Source organism: Lentzea sp. HUAS12, assembly GCF_024125735.1.
Lineage (GTDB): Bacteria > Actinomycetota > Actinomycetes > Mycobacteriales > Pseudonocardiaceae > Lentzea > Lentzea albida.
The window spans coordinates 3,022,502-3,048,686 of the sequence record NZ_CP099738.1 but is presented as its reverse complement, the minus strand read 5'-3'; the positions used below and the strand labels follow the sequence as shown (position 1 = coordinate 3,048,686).

Here is a 26,185-nt window from a genome sequence, read left to right as displayed (position 1 = left end):
GGATGACCTTCGCCTGACCGAGCACGGTCTGCACCCACATGGCCTGGTCGTCGAGGTCGGTGCCCCACGGAGGGGTGGCACCGACGGCCTCGGCCAGCTCCGGCGCGGGCATGATCTCGGCGAGGGCGGCGTCCTGGGCCATGTTGAAGCCGCGGTTGTAGCCCTTGTCGTGGTTGAAGAGGTCCGCCACCTTGTCGGCGTCGGAGCTCAGCGCGTCGGACTCCCGGACCGTGTTCCACAGCTGGTGCGCCCACTCGTCGAACCTGGCCCGGTTGTCCGGGTCGTCCAGGTCGGCGAACTGCTCCAGCTGCGCGCCCTCGACGTACGGCCGCTCGAACGCCTTGTTGAACGACGCCGCGACCTCCTGCACGCCGTGCGTCCTGATGAGCTCGGCGATCTCGTCGGTCCTGGTGTCGAGCACGACCGAGGCCTTCAGCAGGTGCAGGCCCGCCTCGGACTGCACGAACCTGCCGGGGTCGCCCTCCAGCTTCGCCTTCACGGACTTCGCGAAGTCCGAGGCGTTCGCCTCGGCGTCCGCGGTCAGCGCCGCGAGCCGGACGTCGGTCTCGGTCGGTGCGGGAGCCTCCTGCGTGGAGTCCGCAGTCGAGTCCACAGTGGAGTCCACGGCGGACGACGACGCGGGAGGCGGCGGTGCCGGACGCGTCCGGGCGTCCTGGCTCGTCGAGGCCTCGGCCGACTCCTCGGCGGGCGGCGCGGACCGCGACCCCTCAGGCGCCGAGTGCAGCGCCGGGGGAGGCGGCGGGGGCGCAGGAGTGGACGACGACGTCGTCGTGTCCGGCGGGTTGTTGTACTCGGCGATCTTCTGGTCGACCGCCTCCTTCTTCTTCCACCACTCCTGCTGCCGCGTGTCGGCCGTGCGCCGGGCGTTGTCGAGGTTGGTCTCGGCGGTCCGGACCAGGGCCTCCTGCGCGGCGCGGTCGGCGGCCAGCTGGGCCGCGGCCTGGTCGTGCCGGGCCATCGCCGCGACGCGCGCGGCATCGAAGCGGGCGACCTTCTGCTGCTGCGTGAGGAGATCCGCCCGCCGGTCACCGGCCTCCGTGCGCAGGTCGCCGATCGCCGCGTTGGCCGCGTCGAGCTGCTTCTGCGTGTCCTGCATGGACTTCTGAGTGTTGGCGAACGTGGTCTCCGCGTTCTCCAACGCCGTCCGCGCGTCGGCGTGCGCCTGGCGTGCGAGGTCGACCTGGCCCTGCAGGCCGGGGTTGCCCGCCAGCTGCTCCTGCAGCGACCGCAGCGTCTCCGCCTTGGTCTCGACGTCGGCCTTCGCGTCGTCCACCTCGAACTGCGCCGTCATGGCCAGCGCGCCGAGGCCGCCGACCTTCTGGGACAGCTCGGAGATCGACTGCAGCGTCCGGGCGACCTCCTGCCGGGCGCTGTCGGCCCTGGCCTCGAGCTCCGGGAGCTTCGCCTGCTGCTCCTCGAGCTTCCCGATCGTGCTGTTGTAGTCGATCTGGACCGAGGTGAACGCCGAGTCGTTCTTCGCGAGCACGGCGGCCGAGGTGTTGATCACCTGCTGGGCCTCGTGGCGCCGGTTGTCGACCTCGACCTCGGCGGCGCGCCAGGCGTCCGCGGCGGCCTTGACCTCGGCCTGGGCGGACGTCAGTTCGGCGCTGAAGTCCTTGCGCAGCACGACCTGCGCGTCGGACGTGGGCATCCGGACCGCGGCCGAGTTCGGCACGGACAGGTCGACCACGGCGGTCCTGCCGCCGATCGTCGCCACCACGCGGTACTCGACGCCGAACTGCACCAGACCGGTCGTGGCCTTCGGCTTGAGGTTGTTGACCTTGTTGTCGGTCTGGCCGCCCGAGTTCGCGGTGGCGTCCTCGCCGGCGTGGCGGACCTCGAGGCCGCTCGTGGCGAAGTTGACGTTGTCCTTCGGGTCGGTGTTCTGCTTGATCCCGGCGCCACCGGTCGCGAGACCGGCGGACAGGTCACCGGTCTCGGTGACCTTCGAGTCCGTGCTGGTCGCGGTGATCTGCGTCTTCGGGTTCTCGAGCGCCACGCCGTCGCTGAGCGCGCCCAGCGTCGGGTCGACCAGCTTGGCGTACACCTTGACGTCGGCGTCCTGGCCGAACGTCAGCGCCGCCTCGTGCAGGCCCGGCACCGACAACGGGCCGGACAGCATCGATGGCAGGTGCGGCTGCAGGTTCTCCGGGCTGAGCGTGGCCAGCAGGCTGTTGAGCGAGCCCGTGCCCTTGCCGGTCAGGCCCTTCTTCGCGCCCGCGTCCTGCAACGCCTGGATCGCCGCGGCCCGCAGGTCCTTGGCGCCGCGCAGGTTCTCCACCGACGCGCCCGGCGGCAGCGCGGAGGGGCTGCCCTCCTGCCGCCAGTCGTCGATGGCCTGCGCGTTGCCCTGGTCGGCGGTCCGGGAGTGCTGTTCCCTGCTGTACGGCTGCGGTGCCGCGCCACCGTGGACCTTCTGGTTGTCCGCGTGCAGGCGGACGGTCATCTCCCGCACGCCGCTGGGCGCGGTCGCGATGACCTTGTCGCCCTTCTCCACCACGAGCTCGAACTCGATCGGCACGGTGTAGCGCGCCGCCGGCCCGCTGCCCGCGCGGAAGCTCGCCTGCTGGTCGGTCGTCGAGGTGGTGACCGAGCTGCTCGTCGACTGGCCGATGTTCGCGGCCGCCATCACGCCCGCGGTGCCGGAGACGTTCGGGTTCGCGCTGCCCGGCGAGGCGAGGCCCGGTGCCTTGAGCCCGATGCCCCAGCCGGTGGCACGGCCCTGGCCGTCGGTCACCTTGTGCGAGCCGGCGATCGTCGACTCCATCTCGACGCCGTCGTTCACCACGTTCTCGAACTTCGGCGTGTCCGCCTTGGCCCGCAACGTGACCTGGAACGAGTCCTTGCCGAACGTGCCGGGCTGGTGCACCAGCAGCGGAACACCGCCGTCCAGGGCGCTGTCGATCATCGCCTTGACGCTGGCGGGCGAGCTGAAGTCGACCAGGCGCTGCAGGTTGCTCATCGAGTCCTTGAGCACCGAGTCCGGCAGCAGCGGGTCGCCGAAGCGCTTCGCCGTCTTCTCGTTGACCTTCGTGGAGAGGTCCGCGACCACGTCCGACAGGTCGGGCACGCTCTCCACCACGGACAGACCCAGCGCGCCGGGCTCGTCCTTCGCCACCGTCGCCGGCGGCGCCATCTCCGGGAAGTCCGGCTTGGGCACGTTCGGCTGCACGTCGGGCAGCAGACCCATGTCCCGCGCCACGTCCTCGGTCACCCGCACGAAGACCGACTTCGGCAGGGTGATCGTCGCGCCCTCGGACCTCGGCGTGGTGCCGGCGATGAAGTTCGCCGCCCGGCTCTCGCCGACCACGGTGACGTCCGCGTCGAGCTGCACCAGCACGGTGCGGGCACCCGCGGGCGTCACGTAGTTGCGGTCGTGGCTGCCGCCGACCTCCTTGCCCGTGGTCTTCGAGTCCGACCACGGCGTGACCTTGCCCGCCACCGCGAAGCCACCGGCGCCGCTGGTGGGCGTGGGCTCCCCGGCGGGCGGCGCGGGGTCGTTCGGCTTGATCGGCACGTTGATGCCGCCGGTGATGTCGACGGCCCTGTTCGTCGTCGACGTCTGGCCCGCCTTGTACCCACCGGTGCTGGCGTTCTCGGTACCGGTGTTGTCCGAGATGGACACGATCTTCGGGTTGCTCAGCCCGAACTTCACACCGATGGCGCCGGTGCGGTCGATGACGCGGCGGTCGTACTTGAGGCCCTGCTCCTGGATGCCCGTCTCGGTCAGCGTGCGCAGGTTCGCCTTGATGTTCTCCGGGGAGAACATCTTGTCGATCTGCGCGCGGGACGCGGTGCCCGGCACCGTGAGTGCCGAGTCGCCCCCTGCGGCGCGGTTGAGGGCGTCGATGGCCTGGTCGCGCAGCGCCGTCGTGTTCGCGACGGCCTCCACGTGCAGGAACTCCGGCGCCTTCTCCTTCGGCTTAGTGCTGAGGAGCTTCTTGACGGACGGGGCGTCCGCCAGCGTGCCGACCTCCGGCTTGCCCGGCTCGAAGCCCTTGCCGGGGTCGTCGTCCAGGGTGGAGCTGTCCGACACCCAGAGGTTGACCTCGCCCTTGATGGGCGCGAGCTTGCCGTCGCCGGTCTTCGCGACCGTGGTCTGCTCCGGCGAGTGGAAACCGGGTGCGCCGGGCACGACCCGCCGCACCCAGGCCCGCGGCCGGGTGAACGTCGTGATCTCGACCTCGAACTCGACGTCACCGCGGAACACCTGGGCGTTCGGGCTGCCGACGCTGAGCGACGTGCTGTTGACCGTCGGCCCGGCGGTGGTCTTGTCCGTCCAGGAGTGGTTGTACTTGACGCCCACCTGCGGGGCCGGGCTCAGCTTCGCGGCCTTGGTCTCACCGGGGATCACGACCTTGCCCTCGACACCGCCGCTCCAGCCCTTGGTGGTGCTGGAGGAGCTGTCGAGCTTCGGGCCGGTGGACGACGCGTCGCGGACGTTGCGCGCGTCGGCCTGCCCGAGGTGCTTCGGGTCGCTGACCTTCGCCTTGACCGTGATGTTGACGTAGGTGTTGGTCGACGTGCCGCTGTTCTTCAGCTGCACCTGGACGCCGGGACCCATGAGGCTGTCCATGTTGGTCCGCAGCGCCGCGGGGGAGAGCTGCGAGGTCAGCTTGCGCTGGTTCGCGAGCTGCTCGGCGACGTCGGCGAAGCCCTTGCCCTTGCCGCTGCGCGGGTTCACGGACGGGTCGTTCCACGTCGGCAGGAACTTGGCGAACCCGGGGATGTCCCGCAGCGCGCCCTCGACCTGCGTCTGGACCTCCGAGGCGACCGCGAACTCGCCGACCTTGGCGTTGCCGGTGGCGATCGCGTCGCCCATGTACGGCGGCGGGAACTTCTTGCCCTTGTTGGACTCGTCGACGAGGGAGCGGCGGGTGCCGTCCGGCGTCGGCAGTCCGGCGTGGGCCGCTTCGGGCAGGCCCACGCGCAGGTAGGTCGTGACGGGGATCGTCACGACGCCCTTGGGCGTGCGGACCTGGACGTCGGCCGTCACCTCGTACAGACCGGTGTCGCCCTTGAGCTGGATGCCGCTCTTGTGGGCGGTGTTGATGCCCGCGTTGACGTTCTCCGCGGTGCGCGCGGCGTAGCCGACCGTGGCGCCGGCCTGGCCGCCCACCACGTTCGGCAGGCCGGCGTTGAAGCCGAGACCGGCGGTGACGTCACCACCGGACTTGCTCGTCGACGAGACACCACTGCTGTGCGCGGTGGTCTCGTGCAGGCGGAGCTGACCGGTGTCGAGCGTGCCGACGAGCCGCGCGTCCTTCAGCGTCGCGGTCATCTGCACCGCGGTGCCCTTGCTGGCGTGCGGGCTGATCAGGTCCGGCGACGTCACGTAGGCGCCGCCGAGCATCGCGCCGAGGTTGTTGCGGATCTCGGTGGGGCTCAGGAAGTTCTGCAGCGCCTCACGGCCCGGCGAGCCGATCTTGACGATCGACGGGTGCAGGTCGCGCGCGACGTCGGCGAACGCCTTGTACGGGTCGCCGACCGTCACCGCCTCCGGGGCGGGGTGCTCGAGCTTGGTGCCCCAGTTCGGGTCCGCCGGGGGAGCGGACACCGTCGAGTTGCCGGAGGCCGTGATCTTCGCGAGGTCGTTCGGGATCTGCAGCGTCACGTCGGTGCCGGTGTCGACCGTCGCGACGGGCCTGAGCCCACCGTTGGGGTCGGCCAGCGTGATCTCGTAGGCCACCTTGACGGTGGCCTGCGTCGACCCCTCGCCGGCGCGGATGATCCGCTGGTCGGTGAGTGACGTGGACGTGCTCTGCGACTGCGCGGGCGTGGCGAACTGAGCCTTGCCGCCGAGCGAGCCGTACGCGCCGAACCCGGCGCTGGCCGAGGCCGAGCCGCCGATGTCGTTGGCCGTGGCGACGGTGTGCGCGGTCGAGGACGAGTTGCCCGACTGCGCGGTCGCGTCGACCTTGACGCCGGGCGCCGCCTCGGGGGCGATCTCGGTCTGCGCCTGCATGGTGGCGCGGATGTTCGCCTCGTACCAGGTGTTGCCGATCTTGACCTGGAAGTTGCGGCCCTTGTCGAGGAACGACTCGAAGTCGCCCTTGATCGCCTGCTGGATGCGGGCGGCGTCGGCCGGTTTGAGGTTGTCGATCGCGTTCGTGACGTTCTCGGCGCCGCGCACGTCCGTCGGCGCGATCGTGCCCAGTGCCTTGTTGCTCTGGAAGAAGCCCGGCAGCGTCTGCGCGGCCGGCATGACCTGACCGACCGGCTGCGGGGCCAGCACGGTCATCGGGATGACGGGGTTCGGCGGTGCCGGCCGCGTCGGGGCGTCGGTCTCCGGTGCGGTCCACGCCGGGGGCGCCGAGCGGGTCGACGGACCCTCGCCCCGGTCGTCGTGCGCGCTGAAGGTCGACTTGCCGTCGGGGTTGGTCTGCCGGTCGATGTGCAGCTCGGTCCCGAAGTTCGGTGCCTTCCACTTCTTGGCCCTGTCCTTGTCGGCCTTGGTGGAGTGCTCCTGGACCTCCGGCTCGAGGTCGTGCAGCGGTGCGAACGTGTCGACCGTCCCGTCCGCGTTGTGCACGACGATCGGCCGGTTCAGCTCGGTCGCGAGCAGCTGGACGGTGAGGTCCTCGGCCCTCTCGGACTTCTCGATCTCGGCGGCATCGGGCTCGTACGCGTTCTCGGGGGGTGGTGCCTGCGTGTGGCCGGGGAGCGGCGTCGTGGGCCTGGGCTCGATGAACGAGTTGACCAGGTGGCCGTTCTCCAGGTCGTGCTGCTGGCGGAACCGCGAGATCTGCGTCGTCACGCTCGTCGACGCGAGCGAACCCTTCTGGATCGTGCTCGTGCGCAGATCCGTGGGGCTGGGAACCGCGACGCCGCCGGCCTCGTTGGTCAACACCTCGTGCACGGCGCTGTACACGCCGTTGCTGCGCGGCGGGGCGACGTTCGGTGCGATGCCGTGTTCGAGCATGCCGAACGTGCGGGCCACGTTGCTGTTGTTGTCCGACAGCGCCATGTTCAGCACTGTCGCCATCTTCTGCTGCTTGGCCGTGGGAACGATGTGGCCGAGATCGGCCTCGGTCCGGGGTGCGAGCGGCTTGCCGCCGGCGGGCTTCTGCCGGGGCGGCGGGTACTGCGTGCTCGCATCGGTCTGCGGGTCGACCCCCATGTGGCCGTGGCCCGGGATCTCCTTGGAGATGCCGTAGTTGAGGGTGTTCTTGTCCTCCCAGCCGAGCTTGAGCGAGTCGACCTTCGACGGGTTCCAGCCACCGGTCCTGGTGTCGATGATCTTGCCGGTCTCCGCGTCGCGGACGTACCGGTGGTCGATCCGCGTCTGGGACTCCCGCTGGGCGTGCGACTTGCCCTGGAACCCGTTGCGGATGTCTGCGGCGCTGATCTCGCCCTTGGCCGCCTTCGACGCCTGACCCGGCTCGCCGCCGAAGGTCCGGTTCGGCACGGTCTTCAGGTCGACGTGCGACTGCGCCCACGACTTGCCGTCGTTCATGGCGAAGTCGAGCGCGATGCGGGACAGGTCGGTGCCGACCGCGCCCCCCACGAAGTCGGTCGAGAAGGTCTGGCCGCGATAGGGGTTGCGGTTGGTCTGCAGGTCGACCTCGATGCCGGACTCGACCGCGACCGCGGTGACCGCGGCCTCGAACTCGGCGTTGCCCCGGACGAACTTCTCGTTCGCCTCGATCTCCCTGTTCACCTGTTCCAGGACCCTGGCCTGCCCCGCGCTCGCCCGGCCGCCCTGCTCGGCGATGTCGGCCTCGACCTGGGCCTTGGTGTCCAGCAGGTCGGCGTTGAGCTCGGGCCTCGGCAGCTTGTTCGTGTGGATCTCGACGATCTCGTTGCCGGCGAACTCGTTCATCGACTTGCCCAGGCCGTTGAACTCGGCCTCGGCGTCGCTGAACCGCACCGACGGGTCGACCATCGGCACGTTCGCGTCGATGAACAGGTTGGGCTCCGGCAGGTACGGCAGCAACGGCGCCGAAGCACCCTGCCGCACGCGCGCGTCCATGTCGTCGCGCATGGCCTGTTCGAACTTCTCGACGAACGCGGCCCGGTTCTCCGGCTTGAGGTGGTCCGCCACCAGGTCCAGCTGCCGCTGCTTCTCCGCCTTCTGCTTGGCGGTCAGCTTCTTGTCGGCGTTGAGCTTCGCCTGCTCCTTGACGCGGCGGGCCTCGACGTCCCGGACGAGCGCGTCGGCGTCGCCGACCCGGTACCCACCCGCGTACATGAGCGGGCGGATCGGGCCGGTCTCCGGAGAGTGCAGGGTCTGGTTGAAGTGGTTGAAGACGTCCGTGCCGGACGGCACCCTCCGCGACCCGGAGTCGAAGTCCTGAATGGACAGGTACGGGTGCGTGCCCTTGCCGTTCAGCGCGCTCACCGCGAACTTGGTGGCGGAGCTGTGCATCGTGCCGTTGCGCATCTGGCCGTAGGGGAACGCCCCCTGCTCGGGCAGCTTGCCCAGCGGCACCAGCGCGATCGGCTCCGTGCGGTTCGCGACGGCGTTGTTCGCCGCGGTGATGTTGGCGTCCATGTCGACGCCGCTGGCACCTTCGCGGCCGTTCACGCCGACGACGAACACCATGTTGTTCTTCAGGTCGCCGGCGTCGGCGGTGATCGCGTCGATGACGCTGTCGATGTCGGCCAGCTGGTCGTGGCTGACGATCATGTTGACGACGAACGACGGCGGGGCGTCGTTCTCGACGTTGCTCTTGAGCTTGTCGAGGTACGTGGCCTTGTCCGGCACCTCGAGGTTGCCGCTCGCGAGGTCCTCGAACGCCTTGTTGTACTGGAAGTCGACGTTGCCCAGCGACAGGCCGCCGAACGCCTCGGTCAGGTCGGCGAACTGGCCCTCGTTGCTGGCATCGACCTCGCTGTCCGAGTCGACTTCCATCGCGTCGGTGTCGGCGTTGCTCGGACCGGCCTCGGTGTTGGTCCACCGGTCCGCTTCGGGCTTCTTCTTGGTGGTGCGGTCGTCGGCCCGGCTCCCGTTGTCGCTCTCCGGGCTGCGGTCGCGCTTCACCGGCCGGGTGTCGCCCTCGACGTCCGGCTTGGCGGTGGCGGGGGCCGGGTCGGCCGTGGCCGTGGCGGGCTTCGGCGTCCAGCCCGCGGGCGGCGGCACGGTGGCCGGGCCCGCCGGGTTGATCGTGGTGTCGGGCACCATGACCTGGCTGTTGGCCGTGCGCTCGACCAGCCACAGGTGCCGCGGGCGCAGACCGGGCTCCTTGCCGTGGACGTCGGCGCCCATCATGCCGCCGTCGTCCTTGTGCACGCCCGAGTTCGTGTCGTGCTGCTGGAAGACGCGCGACGAGTCGCTGTACTCGTCCGGGACACCGAGATAGTGCAGCGTCTCGTGGGCGAGGACCTCGGGACTGGTGTTCGGGTTCCAGTGCGTCTGGTCGGCGTTCGGGTTGTTCGGGTCGACCTTGACCGCGGTGTGCGCGTCGGCCTTGTTGTCGACGAACTCCAGGTTCAGGTGGAACTGGTCACCGCTGGGCAGCCGGTAACCCTGGTTCAGCAACGAGTCGACGCCCCGGGAGGCGTTCTCCTTCACCTGCGCCACGAGCGCGGGGTCGGTGTTCGCGGCAGGGTCGACGTACACCTTGACGGTGTACTCCTGCACGAAGTTGCCGGGGCTCGTCTCGATGCGGCGCAGATCGTAGTTGATGAGGCCCTGATAGGACTTGATGTTCGACGGCGTGCTGTCCGTGCGGACGTCGTGCACGACGACGTCGACGGTGCGCACGTCCTTGTCGTTGCGGCGGTCGGCCCACGTGCTGCGGTCGGCGGGCTTCTCCGGCGCGAACCAGTCGGCGGTCTTCGCCGGGTCGTGCCGCCACGACTCGTCGGTCAGGACGTCCTTGCCCTGGTGCGACTCCGGGGTCGGGGGAGTCATGGCGGGCGGCGCACCGCCCGCGCGGACGTTCTTCGGCTGCGCGTCAGCGCTCGCGGGAGCGGGACGCGACGAGCTCGCCTCGGCACCGCTCCTGCTCGACTCCGCGACGGAGGAGTCCTGCGGAGGCAGGGCCGGCAGCGGCTTCTGGTTCGCGTCCGGCGTGGTGTTCGTCGTCGGCGTGGTGCCGGTGTTCGCCGGCGTCGTGCCGTCCTTCGGCGGCACGGGCGGCGGCGTGGTGTTGAAGGTGGTGATCTCGCCGTCGACCTTGGCCTTGGCGTCCCACCACTTCTGCTGCTTGGCGTCGGCCTCGCGGCGGGCGGTGTCGAGCTTGGTCTCCGCGTCCTTGATCGCCTTCTCAGCGGCGGACTGCTCGTCGACGAGCTTCTGGCGCGCGGCCTCGGCCTCCGCTCGGGCGGAGGCCTTCTCGGCGGCGATCGCCTCGTGCGCCTTGATCTCGGTGCGGGTGTCCGTCGCGGTCCGGCGCTGGGAGTCGAGTTCCGCACGCGCGTCGGCGACCTGCTGCTGCGCGTCGGTCAACGCGGTGTGCGCCGCGTCGGCCTCCTGCGTGAGGCGGTCGATCACGGCCTGCGGCGCGCCGTTCGCCTTCGCGTCGGTGACCGCGTTGTCGGCCACCTGCGCGTCCTGGCTCAGCGACACGACCTGCGCGTTGAGGTCCCTGATCGTGGTGCGCGTCTGCGCCGCGTCCCTGATCGTGTTGTCGAACCGCGTCTGCCGCGACTCGACGTCGGCCTCGGCGGCCTTGTGGTTCTCGATCGCCGCGTTCGCCTCGACCGAGGCCTTGCCGAGAGGCTGGTCGGTCCGCGCCATCACGGCCGCGGCCTCGTTGATCTTGTCCTGGCCGTCGTGCCGGGCGTCCTCGACGGCCTTCTCGGCGGTCCGCCAGTCGTCGGCCGCCTTCTTGACGTCGGCCTGCGCGTCCTTGAGAGAGTCGCTGAACTGGTGGTTCAGCACGGTCTCGGCGTCGGCGGCGGGCATGCGCACCCCGGCGGAGCCGGGCACCGTCAGGTCGACGACACCGGTCTTGCCGCCGATCGTCGCCACCACGCGGTACTCGACGTCGAACTGCACGAGACCGCTGCGGGACGCGTCCTTCGGCTTGACCGCGCCGGACGCGGACTGCGTGGGGTTGCCGGACACCGCGGAGGAGTCCTCTGCGCCGTGCCGCAGCTCCACGCCGCCGGTGCCGAAGTTGACGGTGTCGGCCGGGGCACCCTGCTTGATCGCCGCGCTGCCCTGGGCGAGACCGACCGACACGTCGGCGGTCTCGGAGACCTTGGCCTCGCTGGAGGTCTCGGTAGACCTCGAGTCGAGCGGCTTCTCGATCTTGACGTCGTCACTGAGCGACCCGAGCTGCGGGTTGACGAGCTTCGCGTAGACCTTGACGTCGGCGTCCTGCCCGAACGTCAGCGCCGCCTCCTTCAGGCCCGGCACGTCGAGCGGGCCGGACAGCATCGACGGCAGGTGCGGCTGCAGGTTCTCCGGGCTGAGCGTCGAGAACAGGGCGTTGAGCGAGCCCGTTCCCTTGCCGGTCAGGCCCTTGCCCGCGCCCGCCTCCGTCATGGCCCGCACGGCGGCGTCACGCAGGTCCTTGGCACCGCGCAGGTTCTCCACCGACGCGGCCGGCGGCAACTGCGAGGCACGGGGGTCCTGCTGGAACGCGGCCGCCGCCTCCGGCGTGCCCTGGTCGCTGCCGCGCTTGCTGGCCGCGGACATGTACGGCTGCGGGTTCGCGCCACCGGCGATCTTCTGGTTGTCCGCGTGCGTGCGGACCTTCATCTCCTGCGGGCCGCTCTCGGCCCGCGCGATCTCCTTGGAGCCCTTCTCGACGACGAGCTCGAACTCGACCGGCACGGTGTACTGCGCCGCCGGTCCGCTCGCGGTGCGGTTGGCACCGAAGCCCTCGGTGACCGAGGTCGAGACCGAGGTTCCCTTGCTACCACCGATGTTCGCGCCCGCCGCGACACCGGCGGTGCCCGAGACGTTCGGGTTCGCGCTGCCCGGCGAGGCGAGGCCGGGCGCGCGCAGACCGGCACCCCAGCCGGTGCCGCGACCGGAGCCGTCGGTCGTCTTGCTGGAGCCGGCGACGTTGTGCGACATGTCCACGCCGTCGTTGACGACCTGGTCGAACTGCGGCGTGCCCGCCTTGGCGCGCAACGTGACCTGGTAGCTGTCCTTGCCGAACGTGCCGGGCTGGTGCACCAGCAGCGGCACGCCGCCGTCCATGGCGCTGTCGATCATCGCCTTGACGCTGGCCGGCGAGTTGAGGTCGACGATGCGCTGCAGGTTGCTCATCGAGTCCTTGAGGACCGAGTCCGGGATCAGCGCGTCGCTGCCGAACTTCTTGGTCTTCGTCGAGAGCTCCGCCGTGAGGTTGTTGACGACACCGGACAGGTCCGGCACCGACTCCACGTTGGACAGGCCCAGCGCGCCCGGCTCGTTGGTCGCCACCGTCGACGGCGGCGCCATCTTCGGGAAGTCCGGCTTCGGCACGCTCGACTCGACCTTGGGCAGCGCGCCCAGGTCGCGCGCGACGTCCTCGGACACCCGCACGAACACCGACTTCGGCATGTTCACCGTGACGCCCTCGGCGTTCGGCGTGCCGCCGTGCAGGAAGTTCCCGGCACGGCTCTCACCGACGATGGTGAACTCGGCGTCGATCTGGACCAGCACGGTCCGCGCCTCGCCGGAGGTGCTCTTGCCGCGGTCGACGTTGCCGCCGATCTCGTTCGACGTCGTCTTGCTGTCCGACCACGGCGTGAACTTCGCCGTCGCGGCGACACCACCGGACCCGCTCGGGTTCGTCGGCGTGCCGGCGGGCGGCGGGGTCACGTTCGGGCGCACCGGCACGTTGATGCCGGCGGTGAGGTCGACGGACCGGCTCGTCGTGGACGACTCACCGGCCTTGTAGCCACCGCTGACCGAGTTGTCCGTGCCCGTGGTGTCCGAGATGGCCACCAGCTTGGCCTCGCCCAGCTTCACCGACATGCCGATGGCGCCGGACCGGTCGGTGACGCGCCGGTCGTACTTGAGGCCCTGCTCCTGCACACCGGTCTCGATGAGCCGCTGCAGGTTCGCCTTGATGTTCTCCGGGGCGAACATCTTGTCGATCTGCGCGCGGGACGCGGTGCCCGGCGTGGTGAGCGCCGAGTCGCCCTTCGCCGCGCGGTTCAGGGCGTCGATCGCCTGGTCGCGCAGCTCGGCCGTGTTCGCGACGGCCTCGACGTTGAGGAACTCCGGCGACTTCGGCCGGGCCTCCTTCGGGCTCAGCAGGTCCTTGATGGACGGCGAGTCGTCGAGCTTGGTCGACTGCGGGTCACCCGGCTTGAAGCCGTCGCCGGGGTTGTCCTTGAGCGTCGCGCCGTCCTGCACCCACAGGGTGACCTTGCCGTCGATCTTGTCCAGGCCCGCGCCGGTCTTGGCGACCGTCTTCACCTCGGGCGACTGGAACCCCGGTGCGCCAGGGGTCACCGAGCGCACCCACGTCCGCGGCCGCTCGAAGGTCGTGATCTCGATCTCGAACTCGACGTCGTTCGAGAACACCTGGGAGTCCGGGCTGCCCGACTGCGACTGCGTGGCCGAGACCGCCGGTCCTGCCGAGGTCTTGTCCGTCCACGAGTGGCTGTAGGACACACCGGCCTGCGGCGACGGGTTGAGCGCGGCGACACCGGTCTTCACCGGGATGTTCGCGCGGCCCTGCACGCCGCCGGTCCAGCCCTTGGTGGTGCTGGTGTTGGCGTCGAGCTTCGGGCCGGTCGTCGTCGAGTCGCTGACGGTGTGCGCGTCGGCCTGGCCGAGGTGCTTCGGGTTGCTGAGCTTGGCCTTGACCGTGACGTTGACGTAGGTGTTCTTCGTCGTGCCGGAGTTCTTCAGCTGCACCGAGACGCCCGGACCGAGCAGGCTGTCCATGTTGGCCTTGAGCGCGGCGGGGGAGAGCGTCGCCGTGATCTTGCGCTGGTTCGCGAGCTGCTCGGCGACGTCCGAGAAGCTCTGGCCCTTGCTGCTGCGCGGGTTCGCGTCCGGGTTGTTCCACTTCGGCAGGAACTTCTCGAAGCCGGGGAGTTCCTTGAGCTTGTTCTCGACCTGGCTCTGCACCTGGTTGGCGGGCGTGAACTCGCCGACCTTCGCGTTGCCGGCGGCGAGCGTGTCGGCGACGAACGGCGGCAGGTACTTCTTGTCCGCCGTGGCCGGGTCGGTGATCGAGTTCCTGGTGCCGTCCGGGGTCGGCAGACCCACCGCACCGGCCTCGCCCAGGCCCATGCGCTGGTAGGTCGTGACCTCCATCTTCACGCTCTCACCGGAGGGCGTGCGGACCTCGACCTCGGCCGTGACCTCGTACAGGCCGGTCTCGGACTTCACGCCGATGCCGGTCTTGTGGTTGCTGCTCGACCCCGCGTTCACGCCCTCGGCGGTGCGCGTGGAGTAGCTGCCGGTGGCGCCGACGGTGCCGCCGACCTGGCCGGGCACGCCGATGTTGGCGCCGACGCCCGCGGTGATGTCGAACCCGGTCTTGGTGGACGCGGACACACTGCTGCCGAAGGCGGAGGTGTCCTTCAGGTCCAGCGCGGCCTTGTCGCTCGTGCCGACGAGCTTCGCGTCCTTCAGCGTCGCGGTCATCTGCACCGCGCCGCCCTTGCTCGCGTGCGGGCTGAGCAGGTCGGGCGAGGTGACGAAGCCGCCGAGCATCGCGGGCAGGTTGTTGCGGATCGAGGTGGGGCTGAGGAAGTTCTGCAGCGCCTCGCGGCCGGGCGAGCCGACCTTCGTGATCGACGGGTGCAGCTTCGCGGCGACGTCGGTGAACGCCTTGCCGGAGTCCTTGACCACCACGGCTTCCGGCACCGCGTTCTCGACCTTGGCGCCCCACTGCGCGTCGGGCGGAGTGACGGAGGCCGAGGTCTTGCCGGAGTCCACGATCGAGCTGAGGTCCTGCGGGATCTGCAGCGTGACGTCCGTGCCCGTGCTCAGCGTCGAGAACTGCTTGACCTCGCCGCTCGCGTCGGTGAGCGTGATCTCGTACGAGACCGGGACGGTCGCCTTCTTCGAGCCGTCGTCCGATCCCTTGATCGCGCGGGCCTCGGTGACGGAGTTGCTGGTGGACTGCGAGACCGCGGGCGTCGCGAGCGCGGCCTTGCCGCCCAGCGAGCCGTACGGGCCCGCCGCGACACCGGCCGTCACCGAACCGCCGACGTCGTTGGACGTCGAGATGGTGTTCGTGGTGCCCGTGGACGCGCCGGCCTGGTAGCTCTTGTCCACCTTGGTGTCGGCGTTGGCCTGGACGTCCGTGGAGGCGTCCGCGTGCATCTCCGCGCGGACGTTCGCCTCGAACCAGGCGTTGCCGATCTTCACCTGGAAGTTGCGGCCACCGTCGAGGAACGACTCGAAGTCGTTCTCCAGCGCGTTCTTGATGCGTGCCTGGTCGTTCGGCTTGAGACCGGGGATCTCGGCGACGACGGCGTCGGCGCCCTTCACGTCGGTCGCCGTGATCGAGCCGAGCGCCTTGTTGTCCTGGAAGAAGCCCGGCAGGTTCGTGCCGGGGACCTGGCCGACGGGCTGCGGCGCCATGGTGGTCATCGGGATGACCGGGTTCGGCGTCGGCTTCGGCGGCGCGGGCCGGGTCTCGACCTCGGTGTTCGCGTCGGGGGCGGGCGGTGCGGGGCGCGTGTCCGCGTCCTGCCGCGCCTGCTGGACCTCCTGCGTGAAGTCCCGGAACGCCTCGAGGTGGCTGGTGTTGTGCCCGCCCTCCCGCGCGTCCTGGATCTGCTGGTCGACGTGCGCCTGCACGGCCGCGACGTCGGCATCGCTGAACTGGCGCCACGCCGGCGCGTTCGGGTCGGCCGGCAGTTGCAACGCGTGGGCGGTGAGCGACGCGTCGCGGTTGGCCGTGAGCTGGTCGACCTGGTTCTGCCGCCACTGGACGTCGCGGCCTGCCCGCTCCCGGCGGGCCGCCTGGTCGTCCAGCATCGACTGGGTCTTGAGGGCGTCGGGCACCATGTCGGCGGCGTTCCACCGGGTGCTGTCGGCCTTGGCCTTGGCGAGACCCTGCTCGGCGATCTGCGTGCGCTGGTCGTAGATGTGCGGCGGACCGGCGTTGCGGGAGATGTCGAGCGCGTTCTGGATCGCGGCCGCGCGGTCGGGATTGTTGGTGTACGCCGGGTTCTGCTGCATCTCGCGCAGCGCCGCGGAGTCGAGGCCGTACAGCGACGCCGCGAACGACCGCGGCGAGGTGCCCTCCTGCACGGGGCCGAAGCCGCCGGGGACGACGAGGTCCACGTCCGGGTTCGCGGGCCGCGCCGCCGGGTCCTGCATGAACGGGCGCGGTTCGGGTTGGGGGGCGGGCGCCGGTGCGGGCTGGGCCTGCTGGTCCGCGTCCGCCGCCGCGGTGTCCCGGACGTCGCCGGCCGGCTGCGCCGGGGCGTCGTCGTCCGACCGGACCGACGAGGCGTCGTCCACGTCCGCCGGAGGCGTCTCCGGCCGGTAGGGCGCCGCCGCGTCGGTGAGCTTGATGTCCTGGAGCTGACTGTAGAGCTGGTCCAGTTCCGGGGTCGGCCGGCCGCCCACGCGCGCGTCGTGGATCAGGTCGGTGACGTGGTCCATGAGGACTTCCACGTCCTGCGGCGTCACCGACTGCCAGCCGGGGGCGTCCAGGTCCGCGGGCAGGCTCAGCGCGTACGTCGTGAGCGCGTCCTTGCGGTCGTACTGCAGCGTGAGCAGCTCGTTGGAGAGCTGCTGCTGGTGCTGCTTGAGGTTCTGCACCTCGGCTTCGCGCTGGGCCTGGTCCGTGCGCTGCAACTCGGACTTGAACATGTCCGGAAGCGCGTCGGCGAAGTGCTTCAGGTCCTTCGCCTTGCCGTGCGAGCTGTTGATCTCACTCTGGAGGTCGCTCAGGTGCTGCTGGATGCCACCGGGCTTCTGGGCGATCTCCAGGTTGCGGGACATCTGGTCGATCTCTTGCAGGTGGAACGGGTCGTTGCGGTGCTGCGTCCTGAGATCGGCGAGCTCGGCCGGGGTCTTGCCGAAGAGCTCGGCCCGGAACGCCGCGAACTCCTGCCGCGGGCTCAGCTCACGGCCGTCCGCCCGCGTGTCCACATCGGACTGCGCGTCCGACTGCGAGTCGACGTCCGACCGCACGTCGGAATCGGGGCCGTTGACGGCGGCCTCATTCGCCCTCTCCTGCCGGATCTGCTCCAGCTGCAGCTCGAACTGGCGGTTGTTGAACTCCCGGGTCCTGGCGTCGAGGTCCCGCAGGCGTTCCGCGCGCGCCTCGGTGTCCGCGTTCATCTTCGCGATCCGCTCCTGGACGGACACGATGTTCGCGTGCGCGTCAGCGGCCTTGGCGAAGCGGTTGGCGTAGTCGGGATTGTTGACGAACGACAGGTTGCGTTCCGCCTGCGCCTTGAGTCCCTCGATCTCGGCGATCTTCTGGTCGAAGTCGGTCGACGTGTCGACCCCGCCGCCGAACACGTAGTTCCAGGCGCCGGTGAGCCCGGTGTTCGCCGCCTTGCCGGCGCGCGTGTTCTCCAGCGCGACCGTCAGGTCCTCCACCTGGGTGGCCAACCCGTCCACGCCGCGCGTCGAGGCGTGGCCGAGCACCGTGCGGACGTCCGCCTCGTTCTGCACCCGCTGCTGCAGGTCCCTGAGGTTCTGGGCGTCGAACCCGGCGTTCTCCGCCGCCGCGATCTGCTGGGTCAGGTAGGCGTCGAGCTGGGGGAGCACGTCCGGCTTGATGTCCGCGAGGCCGTCCGCGTTCGGACCCGCGACCTGGGTGTCGAGGATGTGCGTGACGCCCACCCTCGGGCCCTGGGCGTTCAGGGTGTTGATCTGGCTGTCGGTGTTGTTCTTCAGGTCGGTGAGGGTCGCGACCTGTTCCTTGATCGCGGCCGTCTGCGCGAGCTCCTGCGGCGACTGCATCATCTCGGGCTTGCGGGAGCCCTGGGACTTCGCCTCGTCGATCCGGCTCTGCAGGTCCGCCGAGCGCTGCATCAGGTCGTTCATGAAGACCTGGGGGCCACCGGGGTGCGCGGCCGCGCGCTTGATCAGCTGGGTGTTCTGCGCCGCGGTGTAGAGGCCCTCGTCCTGGCGTCCCTTGTACAGGTCGCCGATGGTCTGGTTGACCTCCGCGGAGGACTTGCCGCCGAGCCAGGCCTCCATGCCGGCCCGGACCTCCTGCGGCGTCGGGCCGCCCAGAGCGCCGAACGTGCCGTTCTGCGTGTTGATCTGCACCTGCGGCGCGCCATCGGGGCCGTGCAAGGTCGGCACGCCGTTGTTGTCGACGACGAGCTGCACGCCCAGCGACTGCGCGATCGAGTCGGGCAGGTGCGAGCCGACGTGCGAGTCGGCCCACGACGGCGTGTGCAGGGCGTGGTCCACGAGGTCGGCGGACGAAGGCAGCGCGCCGTTCGCCTTCACCTCCTGCGTGACGTGGTTGATCATGTCCACGTCACCGGGCTTCATGCCGTCGGTGTTCAGGCCCGCGTTCACGACGTCCCAGCGCCTGCCGGACCCGTTCGCGAGGTCGTTCGCGACGTTCGCCCGCCACTGCTCGACCTTGGCGTCGCCCGTGAGGCCGGGCACGTTCGGTTCGAGGTCGGGGTGGAACTTCGCGAGCGAGGCGGGGTCGACCTGGCTCGCGACCCAGTTCGACAGCGCGGGCGGGTTCAGCCCGGGGTGGTTGTGGTTCTGCGGGTTCTGCTGGACGTCGGCACGGACGTTGTCCACAGTGGACTGGACATCGCTGATGCCCACCAGCGGCGAGGAGTTCGGGACCTGCACGCCCTGGAACGCGGCGCTGCGCAGCACCGACTCGACCAGACCGACCCTGTCGAGGTTCGGCAGGTGCGTCTGGTTGTTGGGCCGGACGTCCACGTCGGCGTCGACATCGGAGTCGACGTCGAAGCTGCCGGGCAGGCCGGGCGTGTCCGTGGGCATCGGCCGCGTCTGCACGTCGGGACCGACGTCCGGGCCCGACTTGACGTCCTGAGTGGACGGTGCGCTTTCCGGTGCGGGCTTGGGATTCCAGTCCGCGGGCGGCGGCACGGTGGCCGGGCCGGCCGGGTTGATCGTGGTGTCGGGCACCATGACCTGGCTGTTGGCGGTGCGCTCGATCAGCCACAGGTGGCGCGGCCGGATGCCGGGGTCGGGCAGGTGGACGTCGGCACCCATCAGGCCGCCGTCGTTCTGGTGGACGCCCGAGTTGGTGTCGTGCTGCTGGAAGACGCGGGTCGAGTCCTTGTACTCGTCCGGAATTCCGAGGTAGTGCAGCGTCTCGTGCGCGAGTACCTCGGGGCTCGTCTCCGCGCCCCAGTGCGTCTGGTCGGGGTTGGTGGTGTTCTTGTCGACCTTGATGCTGGTGTGCGCGTCGGCCTTGTTGTCGGTGAACTCGAGGTTCAGGTGGAACTGGTCACCGCTGGGCAGCCGGAAGCCCTGGTTCAGCAGGTTGTTGACGCCGTTGGCGGCGTTCTCCTTGACCTGCGCGATGGTCTCGGGCGTCATGTTCGCGGCAGGGTCGAGGTGCACCTTGACGGTGTACTCCTGCACGAAGTTGCCGGGGCTGGTCTCGATGCGGCGCAGGTCGTAGTTGATGAGGCCCTGGTACGACTCGATGTTCGACGGCGTGCTGTCCGTGCGGACGTCGTGCACGACCTGGTCGACCGTGCGCACGTCGGTGTCGTTGCGGCGGTCCGCCCACGTGCTGCGGTCGGCCGGGTTGCTCGGGTTCGACCAGTCCGCGGTCCTGGCGGGGTCGTGGCGCCACGACTCGTCGGTGAGGACGTCCTTGCCCTGGTGCGACTCGGGCGTCGGCGGCGTCGCGGCCGGCGGCGCACCGACCTTCGGCACGTCCTTGCGGGTGCCGTCGGGGTTCAGGTTCGACTGCGGTGCGGGCGGTGCCGGGGGAGCGGGAGGTGCCGGCGGGGCCGCGGGCGGCGGGGTGGCCGGTACGTCCCTGGTCGGCGCCGGGCCGTTGTTCTGCGGGGTGGTCTGGGGAGCGTTCCGGGACGGAGCGTCGGTGTCCGCGGACGTGTTCGTCTCGGTGTTCGGCCCGACGTCGGAGCCGGGCGCCGGGGGCGCGCCACGGGTGCCGTCCCCCGGGGCGGTGCCGGGGTTGGACTCGGCGTCGAAGAAGACGTCGTTGTCGGACTCGACGTCGCTGCGGGAGCCGGGGTTCGACTCGGCGTCCACGTAGGTTTCGGACTCTACGTCGCTGTTGGTGTTGGATTCGACGTCGCTGTCGAATCCGAAGAGGCCGCCGCTCATGTCGGGTCCGTCGGACTCGGCGTCGGACTCGACGTCGCTCTCGGCGTTGGCCTCGGTGTTGGCCTCGGTGTTGGTGTTGGCGCCGGTGTTGCTCTCGGCGCCGGTGTTGGTCTCGACGTCGCTGTTGGTCTCGACGTCGCTGTCGAATCCGAAGAGGCCGCCGCTCATGTCGGGTCCGTCGGACTCGACGTCGGACTCGACGTCGCTCTCGGTGTTGGTCTCGGTGTTGGTGTTGGTGTTGGCGCCTGTGTTGCTCTCGGCGCCGGTGTTGGTCTCGACGTCGCTGTTGGTCTCGACGTCGCTGTCGAATCCGAAGAGGCCACCGCTCATGTCGGGTCCGTCGGACTCGGCGTCGCTCTCGGCGTTGGCCTCGGTGTTGGCCTCGGTGTTGGTGTTGGCGCCGGTGTTGGTCTCGACGTCGCTGTTGGTCTCGACGTCGCTGTCGAATCCGAAGAGGCCACCGCTCATGTCGGGTCCGTCGGACTCGGCATCGCTCTCGACGTCGCTGCCGGTGTTGGTCTCGACGTTGGTCTCGACGTTGGTGCTGGGAGTCGTGACGGCGGGCGGCACCACCGAAGCAGGGGCCTGCTGGACCGGTGCCTGCTGGGCCGGGGGCGTCGACTCCACCGGCGTCTTCGGACTCGGCACCTCGGCGTCCGGCGTCTGCTCTGCCGGGGCGGGCGGCGGTGGGGACGGCGGGTCCTGCCGGAGGGTCAGCGCCTGGAGGACCTGGTTGTTCTGCGGTGCGCGAGCGTCCTCGAACACCTGGGCGAAGTAGTTGCTCTCGGGACTGTCCTTCTGCGAGAGGTTCTTCAGCAGGTCAGCGAGCTGGGCAACGTCGTTTCGACCCGAATCCGGGTTGGCGGGATCGACCGGATCGCCCGGCTTGTTGCTCGGGAAGTCGTTGGCCAGCTGTTGCTGGAGCTCCGGCTTCCGCGACTCGAGCAGATCGATGATCTGGTCCACCTGCTGCTTGGTGAGGTCGACCGCGTATTTCGTGTCGTCGAGGAACTTCGGCGACGGCTGGTCGCCGTTGATGACGTTCTTGATCTCCTGGGCCGCGTCGTCGGGGAGGCCGGAAAGGATGTTCGTGACCTCCTCGCCCTTGCCGTGGAGCGCGGGCGAGAGCATGGAGGAGATCTGGGAGACGGAGCTGGCTGCCTCGCCGGGGTCGCGGTCCGGCGACACCACGTAGTCCCCGAGCGCCGTGAAGGTCTCGATGGCGGTGGTCACCTTGAACGCCTGCTTCGCAGCCGACGGGCCCTTCTTGGGGTCGGTGCCCGCCTCCAGGTCCGCGTTGACGGCCGCGGTCCACGCGGTGTCCGCTCGCAAGCCGTTGCTCGCGTTGTTCAGGTTCGTGGTGGCGGCGTCGGCGCCGGGGACGGTCGGATAAGGGGTCTTGCTGGTGAGAACGGAGATGTTCGGCCGTTCGACGAGGTGCGCGAGGTTCGTGGAGTTCGCGCCCTCGTTGATCGCGGGCAGGGTGCCGAGCTGGAAGACCTGCTGGAACACCGCCTGGGGCATGGACCCGGTGTTCACCACCAGGACGTCGCCCTGCTTCAGGTTGTCGATCTTCTCCTGCAGGTCGGGTGAGGTGATGTCCGCGCGCTGGATCCCGTCCACCTCGGGCTGCGGCACGAACCAGACCGACGAGGGGGTGATCTCCATCATGATCGCGGGCTTCTGGTCCAGCGAGTGCAGAGCCATCGCGAGGTGGTTGGACACGCCGGGACGGCTGACGGGGTCGACAGCCACGAGGCCGTAGACCGGCATCAGGTCGGCCTTGCCGCTCAGCACCGCGTCGGCGACCTTCTTGATGCCGGCCGCCTTCGGGTTGCCGGACATCTCCTGGTCGATGAGGTTGGCCAACGCCTGCGGATCGGTGATCTTCGGAACGTCGTAGACGTACCTGGCGTCCGGGCTGATGTGCGGGTCCAGATCGATGATCTGGACGTCGCCGTCGGGGGAGTCGCGCTTGATGAGAAGCCGCTTGCTGCTGTCCCAGGCATACGGCTTGAGGATCACAGCTTCGTTGACGTTGTTCTTGTTGAGGTAGCTGGTGGCGGTGGTCGTGTCGTGCGCGTTGAGTGAGTCGTCGCCTGCCGACATCAGCAACGTGTTGCTGTCGGCGGGATGGTTCGGCGAGCTGCTGACCTCGACCTCGCCCAGGTCCGGCGTGATCAGGAGCTCCATCTTCGGCACGGATTCCGGATCGGTGACGAAGGTGATCTTGTCCTGGTAGCCGCCGTCGCGCAGCGCCTTCACCAGCGTCGTCGCGGCGGCCTGGTGGCCGAGCCCCGCCGCGTTGTCCACCGCGACGATGACGTTGTCGACGTCCGCCAGCAGGTCCTTCACCGTCGGAGCGGCGCCGGGGGGCGTGGTCTCCTGCTGGACATCGGTGGACGAGTCGGTGTCGGTGTTGGGATTGGCGTTCACTCCGGCGGCCGCCGGCGGCAGCACGACGAGGTCGGGCGTGACGGTGGGGTTGGCCGTCGGGTTCGCCGTGGTGTTCGGGTTCGGCGCCGCGCCGGTGGGCGGCGCGGGCGCCGGTCGCGTCTGGACGGGCGGTGCGTCGGTGTTGGGGCCGTTGACCGGCGCGTCGACCTGCGGCGCCGGCCGCGTCTGCGGGCTGGCCGGCGGCACGTTCGCCGCGGTGTTGGGCGACGGCGTGTTCGCCGGGGGGACGGTGGTGTTGGGCGCCGGGTTCGGCGTCTGGACGGGCGGAGCCGAGGTCTCGGACCTCGGCGCGGGGGCCGGGTTCGGGTTCGACGAGGTGTTCGGCGCCGGGACGCTCGTCTCCGGACGCGGTGAAGGCACGCCGGGGGGCGGCGTCGCCGTGTTCGGCGGCGGGGTGGTGGCCGGCGGGGTGTTCGGGTTCGGCGACTGCGTGTTCGGCGGCGGCACGTTCGGCGCGGGTGCCGGGTTCGGAGCAGGCGCGGGTGCCGGGCTTGGCGTGTTGACCGGGGGTGCGGCGGGTGCCGGGCGCGTCTGTGCCGGAGGCGGCGTGTCGGCCCTGGGCTGCGGGGCCGGCGTCGTGTCGGGCCGCGGCGCGGGCGTGGCCGCGGGCGGAGGCGTGTTGACGCTCGCCGGAGGCGTGTTCACGTTCGGCGCAGGCGCCGGGTTGGGTGCGGGTGCCGGGGTCGGCGTGTTGACCGGCGGTGCGGCCGGTGCCGGGCGCGTCTGTGCCGGAGGCGGGGTGTCGGCCTTGGGTTGCGGGGCCGGCGTGGTGTCGGGCCGCGGCGCGGGGGTGGCCGCGGGCGGAGGCGTGTTGACGTTCGCCGGAGGCGTGTTGACGTTCGGCGACGGGACGTTCGTCGAGGGCGCGTTGACGGGCGGCGCGCTGACGGGCGGCGGGGCCGGGCGCGAAGACGCCGGGGGCGGCGTGTTCGTGTTCGGCGCGGGCGTGTTGGCCGGCGGCGTGTTGGCCGGCGGCGTGTTGGCCGGCGGCGTGTTGACCGGCGGCGTGTTGACCGGCGGTGCGGCCGGTGCGGGGCGCGTCTGTGCCGGGGGCGTGGTCGTGTTCGGCGCCGGGGTGCCGGGGGTGTTGACCGGCGGTGCCGCGGGGGCGGGGCGCGTCTGCGCGGGCGGAGCGGTCGCCGCGTTGGGCGACGGCGTGCTCGGCGGAGGCGTGTTCGGCGACGACGTGGGCGGCAGCGGGACGTTGGCGTTGGGTTTGGGGGCCGGAGGGGGCGTCGAGGGCGACGTTCCCGGCGCCCTGGTGATGGTGTTGTCGGGCGTCGGGGGCTTGGGCGCGTCGAATACGCCCCTCGTGCCGCCCGTGCTGGGGACGTACTTGCTGCCGCCTCGTTCACCACCGGTCGCGCCGGGCGCGCCTCCCGGTGCCATCGGCGGGGCCATGCCGGGGGAGGCGGCCGGCGGGGGCGGCGTCACGCTCGGGGCGGCGCCGCCGCGCGGGCCCGCGCTCTGCGGCGGTGTGCTGACGGCGCTCTGCGAGCCGGGGGTGCTGCTGGGGTCCTTGTAGCCGGGTGCCGTGGGCGTGTACGCCGCGGGGGTCTTCGCACCGCCACCGGGCGTCGAACCGCCGGGCGTGGAGCCACCGGGCGTCGAACCGCCGGGCGTGGAGCCACCCGGTGTGGAACCACCGGGGGTCGGGCCGCCGAGGCTGGGGTCCTTGTAGCCGGGTGCGGACGGCGTGAACGCCGCCGGGGTCTTCGCGCCACCACCGGGAGTCGCGCCGGCGGGGGTCGAACCGCCGGGCGTCGAGCCGAGGGAGCTGCTGGGGTCCTTGTAGCCGGGTGCGGACGGCGTGTACGCCGCCGGGGTCTTCGCGCCGCCCGGAGTCGCGCCGCCGGGCGTCGAGGTGGGCGGCAGCGGGACGTTGGCGTTGGGCTTGGGGGCCGGCGGAGGCGTCGAGGACGACGTTCCGGGCGCCTTGGTGATGGTGTTGTCGGGCGTGGGCGCCTTGGGCGCGTCGAACACGCCCTTCGAGCCACCCGTCGGGACCTTGCTGCCGCCGCGCTCGCCTCCGGTCGCACCGGGGGTCGCGCCACCCATCGGCGGGGCCATGCCGGGCGACATCGGGGGAGCGGCCGCGCCGCCGCGCGAAGGCGACGTCACGGCGTTCTGCGGGCCGGGAGTGGTGGTGGACGGCTTGGTGCCCGCCGTGCCACCGGGGTCCTTGTAACCGGGCGCCGACGGAGAGTAGGCCGCAGGGCTCTTGGCGCCGCCACCGGGAGTGGCACCGCCGGGGGTGGAACCGCCGGGCGTCGCGCCGCCCTTTCCGCCGGGAGGGGTCGCGCCGGGAGTGCCGGGAGGAGTCGCGCCGCCCTTGCCACCGGCGCTGCCGGGCGGGGTGTAGCCGGGTGCGGTGGGGGTGAAGGCGGCCGGGCTCTTGACGCCGGGGGTGGAACCGCCGCCCTTGCCGGCCGCGCCCGCGGCACCGGGCGGGGTGTAGCCGGGTGCGGTGGGCGTGAAGGCGGCCGGGCTCTTGACGCCGGGAGTGGAACCGCCGCCCTTGCCACCGGCGCCGGCGGGCGGGGTGTAGCCGGGCGCGGTGGGCGTGAAGGGCGCGGGGCCCTTGGCGCCGCCGGGCGTGGCTCCGGCGCCGCCCTTGATGTTGGGCGCCGCACCGGCCACGTTGCCGCCGGGGGTCTTCACACCGGAGGTCGAGTTGGAGCTGCCCTTGCCACCGGCGGCGCCGGGCGGGGTGTAGCCGGGTGCGGTCGGGGTGAACGCCGCCGGGGCCTTGGGACCGCCGGGAGTCGCCCCGGCGCCGCCCTTGATGTTCGGGGCCGCACCCGCCGCGTTGCCGCCGGGCGTGGTGACGCCGGAGGTGGCGTTGCTGCCGCCGCCCTTGATGTTGGGCGCCGCACCCGCCGCGTTGCCGCCGGGCGTGGTGACGCCGGAGGTGGCGTTGCTGCCGCCACCCTTGATGTTCGGGGTCGCGGCGGAGGGACCTCCGCCCGGTCCCTTGACGCCGGACGTCTGGTTGTTGCCGCCGCCCTTGATCGGCTGCGCGCCGTTGGCCGTGGGACCGCCGGGCGTGAAGTTGCCGGACGTGTTGTTGCCGCCGCCCCTGATGCCCTGCGGGCCGTTGGCCGTGGCGCCGCCGGGCGTGAAGTTGCCCGACGTGTTGTTGCCGCCGCCGCGCACGTTCTTCGCGTCGGTGGTGGTGTCGATCGACTTGATGTTCGTCTGGTTGGTCTGGTCGACCTGCTGCGAGGTCTGCAGCGTGGCCTTCAGGTTCGACTGGACGTCGGTGAACGCCTTGGAGCCGCGGTCCGCCTGCGACACGGCGTTGTCGTTGGACGCGTTGAGCGCCGGCACCGCGAACAGGCCGATGGGGCCGAGGGCGTTGCCGCTGAAGTTCAGGCCCCGCAGGCCGCTCGAGATGCTCGACAGCCGGGACCCCAGGTCACCCGCCTTGTTCTGCAACCCCTGCATCGAGGAGTCGTTCATGGAGTAACCGCTGTTGCCGGTGGGGCCGCCCCCACCCGTTCCGCTGGTCGGCGGCGTCGAGGGGGGCGGGGTGGCCCCGGGGTTCGACGACGGGTTCGGGTTGACGTTCCCCTTGGCCAT

General features: G+C 70.8%; 1 protein-coding gene (only partly in view). It reads right to left on the bottom strand.

The features are described from left to right. A protein-coding gene (locus tag ND450_RS13315; protein WP_253328170.1) for a hypothetical protein crosses the window boundary here: on the bottom strand, positions 1–26,185 show its 5' portion. The gene continues 4,733 nt to the left of window position 1, outside the view; 26,185 of the gene's 30,918 nt are visible here — the first part of the coding sequence; its start codon is at positions 26,183–26,185; its stop codon lies beyond the left edge, outside the window.